This window comes from Pseudonocardia nigra (assembly GCF_019396355.1).
GTDB lineage: Bacteria > Actinomycetota > Actinomycetes > Mycobacteriales > Pseudonocardiaceae > Pseudonocardia > Pseudonocardia nigra.
Map to the genome: position 1 here is coordinate 47,320 of NZ_JAHKRK010000019.1, position 16,960 is coordinate 64,279.

15 protein-coding genes and 3 pseudogenes are annotated in these 16,960 nt (G+C 72.7%); 14 read left to right on the forward strand and 4 right to left on the reverse strand.

The genetic code is table 11. The annotated features are described in order from the left end of the window. Window positions 1-8 precede the first annotated feature (8 nt). Together benB and benA are read right to left on the reverse strand one after the other, a co-directional pair. Window positions 9-524 carry a benzoate 1,2-dioxygenase small subunit gene (benB, locus tag KME75_RS07670; protein WP_219413829.1) on the reverse strand — a complete coding sequence of 172 codons (516 nt, stop codon included), beginning with the start codon at window positions 522-524 and terminating at the stop codon, window positions 9-11. 5 nt (window positions 525-529) lie between these two features. Beyond that, entirely contained in the window at window positions 530-1,888 is a 1,359-nt protein-coding gene (benA, locus tag KME75_RS07675) for a benzoate 1,2-dioxygenase large subunit (protein ID WP_219413830.1), read from the reverse strand. A gap of 228 nt (window positions 1,889-2,116) precedes the next feature. Between benA and KME75_RS07680 the strand changes: the two genes are divergently transcribed. The 6 genes from KME75_RS07680 (at window position 2,117) to KME75_RS07705 (ending at window position 8,233) form a co-directional block, all read left to right on the forward strand. After that, window positions 2,117-3,052: a LysR family transcriptional regulator gene (locus KME75_RS07680; RefSeq protein ID WP_219413831.1), complete on the forward strand. Its 936-nt coding sequence runs from the start codon at window positions 2,117-2,119 to the stop codon at window positions 3,050-3,052. Then, a complete protein-coding gene (locus KME75_RS07685) occupies window positions 3,049-4,152 on the forward strand; it encodes a mandelate racemase/muconate lactonizing enzyme family protein (protein WP_219413832.1) in 1,104 nt (367 codons plus the stop codon). Before KME75_RS07680 ends, KME75_RS07685 begins: the two co-directional genes overlap by 4 nt. A 68-nt stretch (window positions 4,153-4,220) precedes the next feature. After that, entirely contained in the window at window positions 4,221-5,081 is an 861-nt protein-coding gene (catA, locus tag KME75_RS07690) for a catechol 1,2-dioxygenase (protein ID WP_219413833.1), read from the forward strand. Continuing rightward, entirely contained in the window at window positions 5,078-5,392 is a 315-nt protein-coding gene (gene catC, locus KME75_RS07695) for a muconolactone Delta-isomerase (protein WP_219413834.1), read from the forward strand. The genes catA and catC overlap by 4 nt, the downstream gene beginning before the upstream one ends. A 75-nt stretch (window positions 5,393-5,467) precedes the next feature. Continuing rightward, window positions 5,468-6,853, forward strand: coding sequence for an MFS transporter (locus tag KME75_RS07700; RefSeq protein ID WP_219413835.1), 1,386 nt, complete (start codon window positions 5,468-5,470; stop codon window positions 6,851-6,853). A 105-nt stretch (window positions 6,854-6,958) separates the two neighbouring features. Beyond that, on the forward strand, window positions 6,959-8,233 hold the full coding sequence (locus tag KME75_RS07705) for a benzoate/H(+) symporter BenE family transporter (protein ID WP_219413836.1): 1,275 nt from the start codon (window positions 6,959-6,961) through the stop codon (window positions 8,231-8,233). Here the strand turns inward: KME75_RS07705 and KME75_RS07710 are convergent. Both KME75_RS07710 and mftR read right to left on the reverse strand, forming a co-directional pair. Beyond that, the gene (locus KME75_RS07710; protein WP_219413837.1) at window positions 8,203-8,811 is read right to left on the reverse strand and encodes a dihydrofolate reductase family protein; all 609 of its coding nucleotides are present in this window, start codon (window positions 8,809-8,811) and stop codon (window positions 8,203-8,205) included. The genes KME75_RS07705 and KME75_RS07710 overlap by 31 nt on opposite strands. A 214-nt stretch (window positions 8,812-9,025) precedes the next feature. Next, entirely contained in the window at window positions 9,026-9,628 is a 603-nt protein-coding gene (gene mftR / locus KME75_RS07715) for a mycofactocin system transcriptional regulator MftR (RefSeq protein WP_219413838.1), read from the reverse strand. A gap of 93 nt (window positions 9,629-9,721) precedes the next feature. Here mftR and mftA point away from each other — a divergent pair, with 93 nt between their 5' ends. The 8 genes and pseudogenes from mftA to KME75_RS07750 form a co-directional block, all read left to right on the forward strand. Continuing rightward, window positions 9,722-9,838, forward strand: a complete 117-nt coding sequence (gene mftA, locus KME75_RS07720) for a mycofactocin precursor MftA (protein WP_219413839.1) — start codon at window positions 9,722-9,724, stop codon at window positions 9,836-9,838. Between the two features lie 47 nt (window positions 9,839-9,885). After that, window positions 9,886-10,179, forward strand: a complete 294-nt coding sequence (gene mftB, locus KME75_RS07725; RefSeq protein ID WP_219413840.1) for a mycofactocin biosynthesis chaperone MftB — start codon at window positions 9,886-9,888, stop codon at window positions 10,177-10,179. A gap of 14 nt (window positions 10,180-10,193) precedes the next feature. Continuing rightward, complete coding sequence (gene mftC, locus KME75_RS07730) at window positions 10,194-11,405, forward strand: mycofactocin radical SAM maturase (RefSeq protein ID WP_219413841.1); 1,212 nt, start codon at window positions 10,194-10,196, stop codon at window positions 11,403-11,405. Window positions 11,406-11,448: 43 nt separating this feature from the next. After that, window positions 11,449-12,699, forward strand: a complete 1,251-nt coding sequence (gene mftD / locus KME75_RS07735; protein WP_219413842.1) for a pre-mycofactocin synthase MftD — start codon at window positions 11,449-11,451, stop codon at window positions 12,697-12,699. A gap of 81 nt (window positions 12,700-12,780) precedes the next feature. Continuing rightward, entirely contained in the window at window positions 12,781-13,524 is a 744-nt protein-coding gene (locus tag KME75_RS07740; RefSeq protein ID WP_372452574.1) for a DUF6319 family protein, read from the forward strand. A gap of 76 nt (window positions 13,525-13,600) precedes the next feature. After that, a pseudogene (locus tag KME75_RS42815) lies at window positions 13,601-14,914 on the forward strand (hypothetical protein); the annotation flags it as partial. Further along, window positions 14,902-15,633 (forward strand): annotated as a pseudogene (locus KME75_RS07745) (hypothetical protein); the annotation flags it as partial. The pseudogenes KME75_RS42815 and KME75_RS07745, both read left to right, overlap by 13 nt. Next, window positions 15,626-16,960, forward strand: a pseudogene (locus KME75_RS07750) (hypothetical protein); the annotation flags it as partial. The pseudogenes KME75_RS07745 and KME75_RS07750, both read left to right, overlap by 8 nt.

The window sequence follows — 16,960 nt, forward strand, 5'->3', positions numbered from 1 at the left end:
CGCCCCCTTCAGAAGTGGTAGACGTCGACCACGTGGTGGATGTAGTCGTTCTTCAGCACCACGGTCTTGCGGCGGATGAGCGGCGACTCGCCGGAGAAGTCGATCGTGTAGAACGACGTGCCGTAGTACGGGTCGACGGTCTTGTACCGGAAGTACATCGTGTGCCAGTTGAAGCGCACGTCGACCAGGTCGCCGCGGCGCTCGATCACCTCGACGTTCGAGATGTTGTGGCTGGTGCGCGGCTCCGGGAGCGAGGTGGCGCTGGAGCGCTCGGTCCGGATCCGGAAGACCCGGTCCTCCAGGCCACCCTTGTTGTCGTAGTAGATGAGCGAGATGTCGCGCTGCGGGTCCTCGGTGAGCCGGTCGTCGTCGCCCCACGCCGGCATCCAGTAGACGACGTCGTCGGCGTAGCACTCGAGCCACTTCTCGAACTCGCGGTCGTCGAGGTGGCGGGCCTCGCGGTAGAGGAACTGCTCGATCGCGTTCTGCGTGATGAGAGTGCTCGTGCGTTCGGTGGTGGTCATGGTCCTCAGGCCTCCCGGGACTCGACGGCCGCGCGCATGGTCTTCAGCCAGTAGCCGTGCTGGACGGGGTAGAGGCCCTCGTCCTCGTTGCGCATGCCGGCGGAGATGACGCCGTCCATCCCGAGCGACTTCGCGACCTCGTCCGGGCCGGTGAGCCAGTGCTCGGCGCCGCGGCTCATGTCGTTCCAGGGCGCCGCGGTGGCGCGGAAGGTGAGCTGGCAGGAGCGGAACTCCTCCAGGTCGTCGGGCGTGGCCATGCCGGAGGCGTTGAAGAAGTCCTCGTACTGGCGGATCCGGTGGGCGCGGGCCTGCGCGCTCTCGCCCTTCGGGGCGATGCAGTAGATCGTGACCTCGGTCTTGTCCGGCGCGATCGGGCGGAAGTGCCGGATCTGCGTCGAGAACTGGTCCATCAGGTAGACGTTCGGGTAGAGGCACAGGTTGCGGCTGCCCTTGACCATGAACTCGCCCTTGGCGTCGCCGAACTCGGCCTTCAGCTCGTCCATCCGGTCCCACAGTGGTCGGTCCTGCGGGTTCGCGGCCCACGTCCACAGGCAGAGGTGGCCATTGGGGTAGGACCAGTAGCCGCCGCCGGACTTGCCCCAGCCCCCGGCGTCGAGGGCCTTGGTCTGGTTCTTCGACTCGCCGGTGCTGCGCCGGGAGGTGGTGGCCGCGTAGTTCCAGTGGGTGGCGCTGACGTGGTAGCCGTCGGCGCCGTTCTCGGCCTGCACCTTCCAGTTGCCGTCGAAGGTGTAGGTGGACGAGCCGCGCAGCACCTCCAGGCCCTCCGGGGACTGGTCCACAAGCATGTCGATGACCGTGGTGGTGTCTCCCAGGTGCTCGGCCAGCGGCACGACGTCGGGGTTCAGGCTGCCGAACAGGAACCCGCGGTAGGAGTCGAACCGGGCGACCTTCGTGAGGTCGTGCGACCCGTCGGTGTCGAACGTCGCGGGGTAGCCGGCGCCGTCGGGGTCCTTGACCTTCAGCAGCTTGCCGTCGTTGCGGAACGTCCAGCCGTGGAACGGGCAGGTCAGCGTCGGGCGGTTGTCGGTCTTGCGGCGGCAGAGCATCGCCCCGCGATGGGCGCAGGCGTTGATCAGGCAGTGCAGCTCGCCGTCCTTGCCGCGGGTGATCACGACGGGCTGGCGGCCGATGTAGGTGGTGAAGTAGTCGCCGGGGTTCGGCAGCTGGCTCTCGTGGGTGAGGTAGATCCAGTTGCCCTCGAAGATGTGCGCCATCTCCAGCTCGAAGATCTCCTCGTCGGTGAAGATCCGGCGGTTGGCGCGGTAGATGCCGGCCTCGGAGTCGTCGATGACGGCGTGGTCGAGGACCTCGCGAACGTGGGACACGTCGGCGGTGGCGGTCATGGCAAGGCCTCCGGTCGAGCTGCGGGAAGTCGAGTTCGGGTGTCGAGTTCGGTACTGACCGTCGACTGTCGCCGCGACCCGGATGCGTTCGCGTCAGCACTATGCCTAGTCCTGACCCAGCAATTATTGAGACTCCAGGTGTCTCAGTGCAGCTGTACTAGGTCTTTGTCTCTACACGCACCTCGACCTACCGTGGTGACCTGACCAGCACCGACGAAGGGAGGCGACGTGGAGATCCGCCAGCTCCGCTACTTCGTCACGGTCGCGCAGACCCGGCACTTCGGGCAGGCCGCCGAGCGGCTGCACATGGCCCAGTCCCCGCTGTCGCAGGCGATCCGGCAGCTGGAGTCCCAGGTCGGGGCCACGCTGTTCCACCGGACCACCCGCCGGGTCGACCTGACGGCCGCGGGCGAGGCGTTCCTCCGCGACGCACAGCGGATCCTCGCCTCGGTCGAGACCGCGCAGGAACGGGTGCGGCGCATCGGTGACGGCCACAGCGGCCTGCTGCGCGTCGGCTCCACGGGGCTGGCGGCGTACACGCAGCTGCCGCAGCTGGCGCGGATCGCCGCGCGCGAGCTGCCCGACCTCATCCTGCGCTACGTCCCCGACCTGCTGACGCCGGAGCAGGAGACGGCGCTGGCCGAGGACCGGATCGACGTCGCGGTGCTGCGTCCCCCGCTGCGCCGGCCCGGGCTCGGCTCCCGGGTGATCGGCCGCGAACGGTTCGTGCTCGCGGTCGCGCAGCACCATCGCCTCGCCGGGGACGATCCCGTGGCGCTCGCCGAGCTCTCGGGCGAGGACTTCGTCGGCTACGGAACCCCCGACTCGGTCGTGAACGCCGCTGTGGCCCAGGCCTGCCTCGCCGCGGGCTTCCTGCCCCGGCGTGCGCACGAGGCCGCCGAGACCTCGATCATGCTCACCCTGGTCGCCGCGGGCCTCGGCGTCGCCCTGCTGCCCGAGTCGGCACGGACGCTGCGGGTCGACGGTGTCCGGTTCGTGTCCGTCGCCGACGACGCCCACGTCGACCTCGCGCTGGCCTGGCGGCTCGACGACGTCAACCCCGCACTCGCCCGGCTGATCGAGGTGCTGGAGGCCAACGGGTTCGTCCCGCCGCCCGCCACCTCGCCCTGGCCGCAGCACGCCTACCCAGGAGCAGTTCGATGAAGATCGTGAAGATCGAGGCGATCCCGTTCGCGATCCCGTACCGCAAGCCGCTGCGCTTCGCCAGCGGCGAGGTGCACACCGCCGACCACGTGCTGGTCCGGGTGCACAGTGACGACGGGGTGATCGGTGTCGCCGAGGCGCCCCCGCGCCCCTACACCTACGGGGAGACCCAGGCGTCCATCGTCGCCGTCATCGAGAGGATCTTCGAGCCCGAGCTGGTGGGGCTGTCGCTGCTCGAGCGCGAGGTGATGCACGCTCGGCTCGACCGGACCGTGGGCAACCCGGCGGCGAAGGCGGCCGTCGACATGGCCGTGTGGGACGCGCTGGGCCGCAGCCTCGACCTGCCCGTGACGCAGCTGCTCGGCGGCTACACCGACCGCATGCGGGTGTCGCACATGGTCGGCTTCGCGCCCGACGTCGAGATGGTCGCCGACGCCGAGCGCGTCCGGGACCGGTACGGGATCACGACGTTCAAGGTGAAGGTCGGCCGCCGGCCGGTCGAGCTCGACGTCGGCGCCTGCCGGGCCCTGCGCGCGGCGCTCGGCCCCGAGGTCGAGCTCTACGTCGACGGCAACCGCGGCTGGTCGCCGTCGGAGGCCGCGCGGGCGCTGCGCGCCATGTCTGATCTCGACCTGACCCTGTCCGAGGAGCTCTGCCCGGCCGACGACGTCCTGGGCCGCCGCTGGCTCGTCGGGCAGACGCCGGTGCCGACCGTCGCCGACGAGAGCGCCACCACCCCGGGCGAGGTCACCCGCGAACTGCTCGGCGGCTCCGCGACCATGATCAGCATCAAGACGGCCCGCACCGGGTTCAGCACCTCGCAGCGCATCCTGCACCAGTGCGAGGGCCTCGGCGTCGAGGTCGTCATGGGCAACCAGATCGACGGCCAGGTCGGCACCGCCTGCACCGTCGCCTTCGGCGCCGCCCACCGGCACACCTCTCGGCGGGCGGGCGAACTGTCGAACTTCCTGGACATGAGCGACGACCTGCTCACCGAGCCGCTGCAGATCAGCGGCGGCGAGCTGGCCGTCCGTCCCGGACCGGGGATCGGCATCGAGATCGATCCCGACAAGCTCGCGCGCTACCGCCAGGACCGCTAGGTCCGCGTCCCTTCCCGAAACCGCGCGCATTCCCGAATCGCATTGACGCGTGAGGAGACACCACCACCATGACCACCACCGAGATCAACGCGACGGCCGCAGGTTCCGGTCGTTCCGCGACCGCGACCTTCGCCCAGAAGACGGCGCAGAAGGAGCGCAGCGCCGCTCCGGTCGACCAGGCCCGGGTGAGCGCCGTCGCCACGGACGCGCTGGCCGCCCTGCACGGGGTCATTCGCAAGCACCAGCTGACCTACGCCGAGTACGACGCCCTGAAGGCGTGGCTGATCCGGGTCGGCGAGGACGGCGAGTGGCCGCTGTTCCTGGACGTGTTCGTCGAGCACGTCGTCGAGGAGGTCGTCAACGCCGACCGCAAGGGCGCCACCGGCACCATCGAGGGCCCCTACTACGTGCCCGGCGCGCCGGAGTTCGCCGGCGAGGCCACCCTGCCGATGCGGGACGGCGAGGTGGGCACGCCGCTGCTGTTCCAGGGCACGGTGACCGACCTCGACGGCGCCTCGATCGAAGGGGCGCTGGTCGAGCTGTGGCACGCCGACGACGCCGCCTTCTACTCGCAGTTCGCACCGGGGATCCCGGAGTGGAACCTGCGCGGCGCGATCCGCACCGGCGCCGACGGCCGCTACACCTTCCACACGATCCAGCCCGCGCCGTACCAGATCCCGACCGACGGGTCCTGCGGCGCGCTCATCTCGGCCGCGGGCTGGCACCCGTGGCGGCCCGCCCACCTGCACCTGAAGGTCTCGGCACCGGGCCGGCAGCTCGTCACCACGCAGCTGTACTTCGACGGCGGCGACTACGTCGACAACGACGTGGCGCAGGCCGTGAAGCCGGAGCTGATCCTGCGCCCGACCCCCGCCGCGTCGGGCGCGGGCAACGAGGTCACCTACGACTTCCCGCTCGACCCGGCATGAGCCAGCTGTACGCGGTGCGGATGGACGTCGCGCTCCCGCCGGACATGGACCCGGCGGAGCGCGCCGACCTCCTCGCCCGGGAGAAGGCCTGGTCCCAGCAGTGGCAGCGCTCGGGGCACTGGCCGCACATCTGGCGCTGCGTGGGCGAGTACGCCAACCTCAGCATCTTCGACGTCGAGGGCAACGAGCAGCTCCACGAGATCCTCTGGGGCCTTCCGCTGTTCCCCTACATGACGATCACGGTCACGCCGCTGGCCGGCCACCCGTCCGACATCGCCCGATCCTCGGTGGCGCTGTCGGCGGACGACTGATCTCTGCACGTCAAAGTCCCCGACGCCGTCCGGGTCGGGCACCGATGTCGCACGCCCATTTTCAGGAGGACAACGATGACTTCCGTTCGGGAGAAGCAGGACGCGCTCCGCCGCAGATCGGTCACGTGGATCGTCTCGCTGGCCACCGTCGGTCTCGTCTTCGACGGGTACGACCTGGTCGTCTACGGCACGCTGGTGCCGCTGTTCCTGCGCGACCCCGCCCAGATCGGGGCGGTCACCCCGGCCGTGGCCGGCGCGCTGGGCAGCTATGCGCTCGTCGGTGTGCTGGTCGGCGCGCTGCTCGCCGGCAGCGTCGGCGACATCGTCGGCAGGCGAAAGGTCATGCTGACCGCCTACGCGTGGTTCTCGGTCGGCATGGCCCTCACGGCCTTCGCGACGACCACGACCGCGTTCGGGATCCTGCGGTTCGTCACCGGTCTCGGCGTCGGCGCGCTCGTCGCCACGACCGGGGCGCTGGTCGCCGAGTTCGCCCCGCGGGGCCGCAAGAACCTGTGCAACGCGATCACCTACAGCGGGGTGCCGCTGGGCAGCCTGCTGGCCGCGCTGCTGGCGATCCTGCTGCTCGAATCCATCGGCTGGCGCGGGATGTTCCTCATCGGGGCGCTCCCGCTGGTGACGCTGCTGCCGCTGGCGCTGGTCAAGATGCCGGAGTCACCGGCGTGGCTCGTGTCGCGGGGCCGGCTGACCGAGGCCTGCGCGGTGGCGGAGCGGACCGGGGTGTCGATCAACGAGCCCGCCGAAGTGGGCAGGGACACCGCGAAGCCGGCCCCGCAGGAGCGGTCGGGCTTCGCGGGGCTCTTCGGCCGCTCGTACCTGCTGCCCACCCTGCTGCTCGGACTGCTCAGCGCGACCGGGCTGGTCCTGGTCTACGCGCTCAACACCTGGCTGCCCGAGCTGATGGGCCGGGCCGGCTTCTCCACCAACGGGTCGCTCGCGTTCCTCCTCGTCCTCAACGGCGGTGCGGTGATCGGGGCGCTCATCGCCTCCCGCTTCGCCGACCGGTTCGGCCCGAAGCCGGTGGTGGCGGTGTCGTTCCTGCTCGGGGCGGCGGCGATCGGGCTGCTCACCGTCAGCCTCCCGCTCGGCGTCCTGCTCGCGTTCGTCGCCGTCGTCGGGCTCGGCACGAGCGGCACACAGATCCTCATCTACGGGTTCGTCGCCACCTACTACCGCACGAACGTCCGCGGCGCCGGGGTGGCGTGGTGCGCGGGCTTCGGGCGCCTCGGCGGGGTCGGCGGTCCGCTGCTCGGCGGGGTCCTGATCGCCTCCGGCCTCGCGCTCGACGCGATCTTCTACGTGCTGGCCGTCATCGCCGTGGTGGGCACGCTGCTGACGCTGGTCGTGCCGACGGCGGCCCGGCGCGGCCGGGCGACCGCGCAGCCGGCCGCGGGACAGCCGGTCGTCGGTGAGCCCGCGCCCGCGTCCGGCCAAGCCGGCTGAGCGCCACGGCACACAGCGGGTGGAGGCCGCACACACCGCCGCCGGTGTGTGCGGCCCACCCATGATGTGTGCCGTCGAGAATCGTCGACCTGGGCGGGAGGCGTCATGACGAGCGGTGGGACGACGGTGGCGGCGTCGACGCGGTTCGAGCGGCCGCCCCGGCCGCTGCCGGGCCCGCGGCGGCTCGTCCACGACGTCGGCGTGCTCTACGCCGCGAACGGGCTGGTCGGGCTGGTCTTCGCCGCGACCGGGCCGGTGGCGGTCATCCTGGCCGTCGGGGTGCAGGGCGGGCTGTCGCCGGCCGAGCTCGCGTCGTGGCTGTTCGGGGTGTTCTTCCTGAACGGGATCCTCACGGTGCTCGCCTGCTGGGTCTACCGGCAGCCGCTGGCGTTCTTCTGGACCATCCCCGGCACGGTGCTCGTCGGCCCGGCGCTGGGGCACCTGAGCTTCGCCGAGGTCGTCGGGGCGTACGTCGCCACCGGGCTGCTGATGCTGGTGCTGGGCCTGACGGGGTGGGTGCGCCGGGCGATGGCGGCAATCCCGATGCCGATCGTGATGGGCATGGTGGCCGGCGTCTTCCTGAGCTTCGGCACCGGGCTGGTCGACGCCCTCGCCGCCGACGCCCCGATCGCCGCCCCGATGGTCGTGGTGTTCCTGGTGCTCAGCGCCTGGACCGCGGCCGGGCGGCGGATCCCGCCGATCATCGGGGCGCTGCTGGTCGGGGTCGGTGCGGTCGCGCTCTCGGGCCGCTTCCGCCCGGAGCCGGACGCGTCGGGCTGGCTCGCGGCGCCGGTGCTGCAGGCCCCGCAGTGGTCGGTGCAGGCGATGGTCGAGCTCGTCCTCCCACTCGCGATCACCGTGCTCGTGGTGCAGAACGGGCAGGGGGTGGCGGTGCTGCGCGCGGCGGGGCACGCCGCCCCGGTCAACGTGGTCACCGTGGCCTGCGGGCTGTGGTCGATGCTGGCGGCCGCGGTCGGCGCGGTGTCGACCTGCCTGACCGGGCCCACGAACGCGCTGCTGGCGGCGTCCGGGGAACGGGACCGGCACTACGTCGCCGGGATCTGCTGCGGACTGCTGGCGATCGGGTTCGGGCTGTTCGCCCCGCTGTTCACCCGGCTGATGCTGGCCGCGCCGCCCGCGTTCATCGCCGCGCTCGCGGGCCTGGCCATGCTGCGCGTGCTGCAGGCCGCGTTCGTCACCGCCTTCCGCAGCCGGTTCACCCTCGGCGCGCTGGTGACGTTCGTCGTGACGGTCGCCGACGTCACCGTCCTCAGCATCGGAGCGGCGTTCTGGGGGCTCCTCGCCGGGCTGGCGTGTTCGTGGCTGCTGGAGCGGAAGGACTTCGCCGCTCAGGAGCCGGCCGGGCGGCCGACGGCATAGCGGACGTGCGCGACCAGGTCGGTGTGCCGCACGGCGACGGGCGTGAGGTCGAGGCGGCCGACGCCGTCGAACAACCGCTCGCCGCGGCCCAGCACCACCGGCGCGACGTGCAGGCGCAACTCGTCCACCAGGCCGGCGGCGAGGTACTGGTTGACGGTGGCTGCGCCACCCGCTATCGCGACGGGCCGCTCGTCCGCAGCAGCGCGGGCCCGCTGCAGCGCCTCGTCGATGCCGCCGGTCACGAAGTGGAACGTCGTGCCGCCCGCCATCTCCACGGGCTCCCGCCCGTGGTGGGTGAGGACGAAGACCGGGGCGTGGTACGGCGGCTCCGGGCCCCACCAGCCGGTCCACTCCAGGTCCCACGCGCCGCGGCCGGGCCCGAACATGTTGCGGCCCATGACGAACGCGCCCGCCTCGGTCAGCGCCGCGAGCTCGTCGGCGTGCTCCTCGGGCCGTTCGAACATCCAGCGGTGCAGGCTGTCGCCGACGCCCTCCCCGAACGGCGCGTCCGGGCCCTGGTGCGGGCCGGCCACGAAGCCGTCCATCGACATCGCCATGTCACAGGTGACCGTGCTCATCGTCGATCGCTCCTCCGGTCGTGGCGGGGCCTCTCGCCCGCGCCGTCGCCCACTGGTCGGAGCGCCCGCGGCGGTCTCGACATCGCCGCCGGAGGTTCTCGGTTCCTGTGCACATGTCGACGGTGGTGAGGACATCTCGGGCCGTGTGCACGCACGCCATGCGGTGTGGGGGACGACGCGCTGACCGGCGCTCGTCGAGGTGCTCCTGGCCGTCTCAGGACCGCAGGTACCGGCGCACCGCGCGCATGCTCGCGTCGAGCAGGTCGGACAGCACCGCGAACTCGTCGTCGAGCCACACGTCGTAGGCGGACAGCGCGACGGCGAGCGACACCCGGCCGACGGTCCGGGGGAGCAGGTCACCCGGCCGTTCGCCCGTACGCCGCGCGACGTACTCGGCGATGACGTGCCGCCACTCCGCGTACCGGAGCACGGAGTGGGCCTGCAGCTCGGGAGTGGTGAGGATCAGGCGCATCCGTTCCCGGTGGCTCGGGCGCGCGTCGGCGGGGAAGTCGTTGAACAGCAGCACCCCGCGGTGCACGGCCTCGTGCACGGGGATGTCCTCGGGCATCCGGTCCAAGATCGCGCGAAAGCCGTCGAGCGTGCGGTCGAACTGCCCCCAGGGGATGTCGTTCTTCGAGGCGTAGTAGCGGAACAGCGTGCGCCGCCCCACACCCACCTCGCGGGCGATGTCGTCGAGCGTCGTACGCGCGAAACCGTGCTGCCGGAAGAGCCGGAACGCGGCTTGCTCGATCTCCCCGTGGGACGTCGCGACCGGCCGTCCCCTCGCCGGGGTGCGTGGGGGGTCGCCGACCGGCATGGGCCAACGCTAGTACAGCCGCGGGTGTTGCCTTTTTGGCCACGAGTGCCATAACTTCCTCGTGAACGCCGTCACAACGAAGGGACCACCGCGATGAACCACGGAGAGCACAGCACCCGCGAGCACGCCGAGACCCCGGCCGCCGACGACCTGACGGTCGAGGTCCTGGTCGAGGAGGTCTCGATCGACGGCATGTGCGGCGTCTACTGAGCGAAGCTTGCGGAGCGAACAGTGATACTGAGCCCGGGCCCGCCGCGATGACGCGATCGACCACCGTGGGGATGCTCGACGAGGCATGGGCGCTGGCGCCGCCGGTCGCCCTGCGCCCCGAGCCGTTCGGTGCCCTTGCCTACCACTTCGGCAACCGGAAGCTCACCTTCCTCAAGCGGCCCGAGCTCGTCGCGGCCGTGCGGGGGCTGGCCGAGCACCCCGACGTGCGGTCCGCGCTCGTCGCGGCGGGCGTCCCCGAGCGCGAGCACGGCGCCTACGCCCACGCGCTGGCGGGCCTCGCCGCCGCCGACATGATCCGCCCGCGCGGGCACCAGGCCTAGTCAGGAGCAGCCGCATGACCTCCACCACCGTCCGGCCCGCGAACGCCACCCTGATCGAGCAGTTCGAGCGCGGCCTCAACGCCCCGATCTGCCTGACGTGGGAGCTCACCTACGCCTGCAACCTCGAGTGTGCGCACTGCCTGTCGTCGTCAGGCCGCCGGGACCCGCGCGAGCTCAGCACCGCGCAGTGCGAGGCCGTGATCGACGAGCTGCAGCGGATGCAGGTCTTCTACGTCAACATCGGGGGCGGGGAACCGACGATCCGGCCCGACTTCTGGCATCTGCTGGAGTACGCGGTCGCGCACCAGGTCGGGGTGAAGTTCTCGACCAACGGGTCGCGCATCACGCCCGAGCGGGCCCGCTTCCTCGCGGGCACCGACTACGTCGACGTGCAGATCTCCCTGGACGGTGCCACGGCCGAGGTCAACGACTACGTGCGCGGCCCCGGCTCCTACGACACCGCGGTCACCGCGCTCACCAACCTCCGCGACGCGGGCTTCCGCGACGCGAAGATCTCCGTGGTCTGCACGCGGGACAACATCGGCCAGCTCGACGACTTCGCGGCGCTCGCCGAGACCTACGGCGCCACCCTGCGGCTCACCCGGCTGCGCCCGTCCGGGCGCGGCGCCGACGTCTGGGACGAGCTGCACCCGCTCCCGGAGCAGCAGCGCGTGCTCTACGACTGGCTCACCGCGCACGGCGACAACGTGCTCACCGGCGACTCGTTCTTCCACCTCGCGGCGTTCGGGTCGGCCCTGCCGGGGCTCAACATGTGCGGAGCGGGCCGGGTCGTGTGCCTGATCGATCCGGTCGGCGACGTCTACGCCTGCCCGTTCGCCATCCACGAGGAGTTCCGGGCCGGCAACCTGCTCGAGGACGGGGGCTTCCAGCGGGTGTGGCAGGACTCGGAGCTGTTCGCCGACCTGCGGCTGCCGCAGTCGGGCGGCGCCTGCTCCGCGTGCCGGTTCTACGACACCTGCCGCGGCGGCTGCATGGCCGCCAAGTTCTTCACGGGGCTGCCGATGGACGGCCCCGACCCGGAATGCGTGCAGGGGTACGGCGAAGCGGCGCTGGCCGGCGACCGAACCGTCCCGGCCGCGAGCCAGGACCACTCGCGGCGCAGCCCCACCCGCAACCAGCCGGTGATGCTGCAGATCGGCCGCCGCCCCGCGGCGCCGCCGGTCACGGCCTGCGCGGAGAGCCCGCTCGCCGGCTTCACACCCTGATCGCCCGACCACCGCCCGATCCCACCCCGATCCGAGGACCACCGTGCCCACTCCCGCCTGGCTCCAGAACCCCTGGAAGCAGAACCCCTGGTTCGAGTCCGTCGCCGTCGCCCAGCGCCGGGCGCGCAAGCGGCTGCCGGCCCCCGTGTACGGCGCGCTGGTCGCCGGCTCCGAACGCGGTCAGACCGTCGCCGACAACCAGGCGGCGTTCGCCGAGCTCGGGCTCGCCCCGCACGTGGCGGGGCACCGGGCGCAGCGGTCCCTGGCGACCACGGTGATGGGGCAGGAGGTCGCCCTGCCGGTGCTCATCTCGCCCACCGGGGTGCAGGCGGTGCACCCCGACGGGGAGGTGGCGGTGGCCCGCGCCGCGGCCGCCCGCGGCACCGTCATGGGCCTGTCGAACTTCGCGAGCAAGCCCGTGGAGGAGGTGGTCGCGGCCTGCCCGAGCACGTTCTTCCAGATGTACTGGACCGGCGACCGCGACGTGATGGTGCAGCGCATGGAGCGCGCCAGGGCGGCAGGGGCGAAGGGCCTCATCGCCACCCTCGACTGGTCGTTCTCGATGGGCCGCGACTGGGGCAGCCCGGAGATCCCCGAGAAGGTCGACCTCAAGACGATGGTGCGGATGGCCCCGCAGGTCATCGGGAAGCCCAGCTGGCTCGCGTCGTTCCTGCGCAGCGGCAGCATCCCCGACCTCACCGCGCCCAACCTGGCCCCACCCGGCGGCCCGGCTCCGACGTTCTTCGGGGCCTACTACGAGTGGATGACCACGCCGCCGCCCAGCTGGGAGGACGTGGAGTGGATGCGCCGGCAGTGGGACGGCCCGTTCATGCTGAAGGGCGTCTGCCGGGTCGACGACGCGAAGCGGGCGGTCGACGCCGGCGTCACCGCGATCTCGGTGTCCAACCACGGCGGCAACAACCTCGACGGCACCCCTGCCGCGATCCGGATGGTCAAGCCGATCGCCGACGCGGTGGGCGAGCAGATCGAGGTCGTCATGGACGGCGGCATTCGGCGGGGCTCGGACGTGGTCAAGGCGCTCGCACTGGGCGCGAGGGCGGTGCTGATCGGCCGCGCCTACCTGTGGGGGCTCGCGGCGAACGGGCAGGCCGGGGTGGAGAACGTCCTCGACGTGCTGCGCAGCGGCATCGACTCCGCCCTGCTCGGCTTGGGCGTCTCGGACATCGGCGAGCTCACGCCCGACCACCTCGTCGTCCCCGACGGCTTCCACCGCGCGCTCGGCGTCCCGGCGACGTCGCGGTCGGAGAAGGTCGAGGTCCCGGCATCGGCGTGAGCGGACAGCCCGGCCCAGTTCTGTCGGTCCCCCCGGGCACAATGCAGCCCAGTCGAGACGAGGGGGCTGGAGAGGATGGTCGTGGCGAGTTCGCTGTCGGAGGAGGATCTGGCGGCGGCGCGTGCGGAGGTGTCGGCCGGCAAGCCGTTCACGGTGTGGTTCACCAAGGCGGCGGTCGGTGTCCCGGTCGACGGTTCGGCCAAGGTGGTCTCGATCGCCGACGCGGCCGAGGGCGACTTCATCGAGGTGCGGCCCGTCGGCACGCGCGACACGATGTTCTGCTCGCCCAACGAGCTGACGCGCATCCGGCCGGCGCGCAAGCGGACGCAGCGGCGGGCGGAGCCGGCCGCGAAGCCCGATGCGGCGAAGGCGGGTGCGGAACCGACCGCGAAGCCGGAACCGGCCGTGAAGCCCGCGGAGAAGCTTGCTGCGAAGCCCGCTGCGGCGGCGGCCGCGGAACCGGCCGTGCCGAAGGGTCCGCCGGCGGCCGTGCCCGCATCGGCGGCACCGGAGAAGCGGCCCGATCGGCCGCGTCCGGCGAACAACCGCGCGGCCGCCCGTCCCGCCGAGGTGACGGTCACCCTCAACGCCAACCCCGACGGCGAGTGGACCGTCGAGGTCGTGATCGGCAAGAAGCGCAGCGTGCGGCCCACGCCGGTGCAGCCTGCCGACGTCGCGAAGGCCGCCCGATCGTTGCCGTCGACGGTGGCAGAGGCGATCGACTCGTCGCTGGAGGCGGCGCGGCAGCGGCAGCTCGAACGGGTGGAGCGGCTGCGGGCCGAGCTCGACGCCGCGCAGCGGGCGCTGCACGAGTTGAGCGGGTGACGTACCGGCAGGGCGCCGACCCCGTCGATCTACCTGTCGGGGCCGTCCCGGCCTGGCCGTAGAGTCCTCGTCCGTGATGGCGGACGGGGGCGCGGTGGGCGCCGGGGACGACGGAGTCGCCCGCCGTCTCAAGGCGTTGGCGTGCACCGCTCCGCTGCACGACCTCGAGGCCCGCAAGACCCGCCTGGACTGGGTCGACGCCACGCCGTACCAGATGGCCGAGATCGCGTTGCAGGCGATCGACCAGGTCACGCTCGCGATGGACTTCGACCACGGCGCCGACCAGGGACAGGTGGTGCGGCGGCTGCTGCCGTTCGTCGCGGCCCAGGCCCCCGGTGCCCGGGCGGGGGAGCACGAGCGCGTCGGCCACTGGGTGATCGAGAACCTGATCAACGTGGGCAGCCTCGACCGGGGGTTCCAGGTCGACTACGGCACGTTCGCCGACGACGGCCGCTACGTGCGCCGCCGCTTCGACTTCAAGCTGCTCGTGGAGGTGGCGGCGCCGGACGGCGAGGTGTACCTGCGCGCCTCCGACGAGGCGATCAACGTGCTCGTGGGCGCCCTGGACACCGACGTCGAGTCGGCGCAGATCGCGGCCGAGGTGAAGCTGGAGAGCCTGATCAGCCGGGGCCGGCTGGGCGACGCGCGGCTCGCGGCCGAGCAGGCGCGCTACCGCACCGTGCAGTACGCGGAGGCCCTGCGCCAGAAGCTCGACGCCACCCGCCGGGACGTGCGGTCGGTCGACTGGCTCGCCGCGGTGCCGGCGCTGCTCGACGAGGCACTGACGCACATCGAGGGCCGCTACCGGGCCGAGACGGCGATCCTCGCCAACATCGCCGACGCCCGCGACGAGGCCACCGAGCCCGGCCGGCGCCGGCAGGCCGCCGAGCTGGTGGACGTCGTGAACGACTGCATCCAACGCCACACCCAGCTGCAGGCGCGGCTGCAGGAGGCGGGCGCGACGTTCCGCGCCGAGCAGGACCGCCAGCAGTTCAGCGGGCGGCCGCGGCGCGCGGCGATCGACGTGTTCGGGCAGCTCCTGCGCCCGTGCCTCGCGCTCGACATCGCCACCGGGCCGGCTGCGGCGTTCTTCCGCGCCGGCACCGGCGTCCGGGTGCCGAGCGTGCCGAGCCTCACCGGGTTGGTGGAGACGCTGTTGACCCCGCCGGTCGAACGCGACCCGCTGGGGCAGCCGATGCCCGAGCCCGATGTCGTGCCGGTGGACACCGACCGGTTCGGGGAGCGGCTCTGGCAGCAGGCCGCAGCCGTGCTCGACCCGGCGCGCGACGCGACGCGCCTGTCCGCCCTCCTCGAGCAGGCCCGCGACGTCGACCCCGAGCTGCCGTCGCTCGTGGTGCTGCGCGTCCTCCATGCGGTCGGCTCCGCCGTCGACCGTCGCGCGACGCCGGCTACGCCGACCTGGTCCGCCGCTACCGCGACGACGACGCGTTCGCCGACACCGTGCAGCGGGTGGCGTCCGGGCTCGGGCTGGTGGTGCTCGCGGTCGAGGCGCCGTCGGGGATCGTGCTGGCCGCCGTCGAGGAGTCGGTGTTCGAGATCCGGATGGACGAGTACGCGAAGCGCACGGCCCTGCAGAACCGCCAGACGGACAAGATGCTGCACGGCCTGGCGCAGCTCGCGGCGGCCGCGCTGGCGTTCCCGCGGCCCGACGACCTCGGCGACGACAGCTACGTCGGGCGCGTGTCGGTCGACCAGGTCGACGGTGCGGTGCGGGAGGCGTGCCGGGTGCTGGAGGAGCGCACCGCGGGCGCGGCGGCCGACCCGCTCTCGGACGCCCCGCAGCTGGAGGCGGCGTGGCGGGCGTGGCTGCGCCGTCCCGAGGCCACGGCGACGAAGGACGGCCGCGCCGGCGAGGCGACCACGCGTGGGATCGTCGGCAAGGCGCTGCGGTTCCTCGCCGATCAGGGGTTCCTCGTCGCCGTCGGCACCGAGGGCGCCTACCGCACCACGCCGCGCTACCAGGTGCAGGTCCGCGAGCTCGCCGCGCAGCGCGCGTTCGACGAGCTGCTGGAGCTCGGAGTGCTGCCGGCGGCCACCGCGGGCGGGAGCCTGCGGTCCCCGGCCGGTCTGGAGGCACCGGATGTATGAGCTGTCGCGCGTCCGGCTGTTCTCCGTCGGCCCGCCCGGCGCGCGCTACCAGGACGTGCACCTCGACCTGCGCGGCGTCGGCCCTGCGATCCGCGGCATCGCCCGGCAGGTCGACCTGTTCGCCCCCGACGACCTCGAGCGCGCACCGCGCCGCCCGGCGCCGGCGTCGGTGCTGTTCCTGGAGAACGGTGGCGGCAAGTCGGTGCTGCTCAAGCTGCTGTTCTCGGTGCTGCTGCCGGGGCGGCGGCAGGTGGTCGGCACGACGAGCACCACCGTGCTGGAGAAGTTCGTGCTCGGCGAGGACGTCGCGCACGTGGTGCTCGAGTGGATGCACACCCGCACGGGGCAGCTGCTCGTCACCGGGAAGGTGTCGGAGTGGCGCGGGCACGTCACGTCGTCGGACCCGGAGAAGCTGGGCGCCGCCTGGTACTCCTTCCGGCCCGGTCCGGGCTTCGGCCTCGACGACCTGCCGTTCACCGTCGACGGCCGCCGCGTCACCACGAGCGGGTTCAAGGACCGGCTCACCGAGGAGCACCGCCGCGCGCCCGCCCTGGAGCTGGTCTGGGAGAACGGGCCGCGGGACTGGACGCGCCACCTGGTCGACGTCGGCCTCGACCCCGAGCTGTTCCGCTACCAGCGCGCCATGAACGCGGGGGAGGGCGAGGCGGCCGAGGCCTTCTCCTTCCCCAGCGACGAGGCGTTCGTCGACTTCCTGCTGCGCGCCGTGCTCGATCCCGAGGAGCCGCAGAACCTCGCCGACCTCGTCGCCGGCTACGCCACGCGGCTGGCCCAGCGCGCCGACCTGGAACAGGAGCGCGACTTCGTCGACGGCACCCTGGCCCGGCTCGACCCGCTGGCCGACGCCGAGCGCGCCGCCGCGCGCGCCCGCGACGACGAGGCCGCCGCCCGCGGGCTGGCCGCCGCGATCGTGGCCCGCCGGGCCGCGGAGGACGAGCGGGCCGCCGCGGCAACGGAGGCCCACACCGACGCGCAGGAGCGGGTGCGCGCCGCCGAGGCCGGGGAACGCCGGCTGCGGGAGATCACCACCGAGCTGCGACGGCTCGGCGCCGTCCTGGAACAGGCGGCGGCGAAGGAGGCCGCGGAGGCCGCCCGGCGCTCGCACGACGACGCGGAACGGCAGGTCGCGGCGTGGCAGGCGGTCGAGCCCGTGCTGCGCCACCAGGTCGCCGAGGCCGAGGCCCGCCGGCTGCGCGGCGTGGTCGACGCCGAGCAGGAGCGCGCCCGCCCGGCGCTGCGGGCGCGGCAGGACGCGGCCCGCGCGCTGGCGGCGGGGTTGCGGGCGATGGCCCGTGCCGCCGACGCCGCG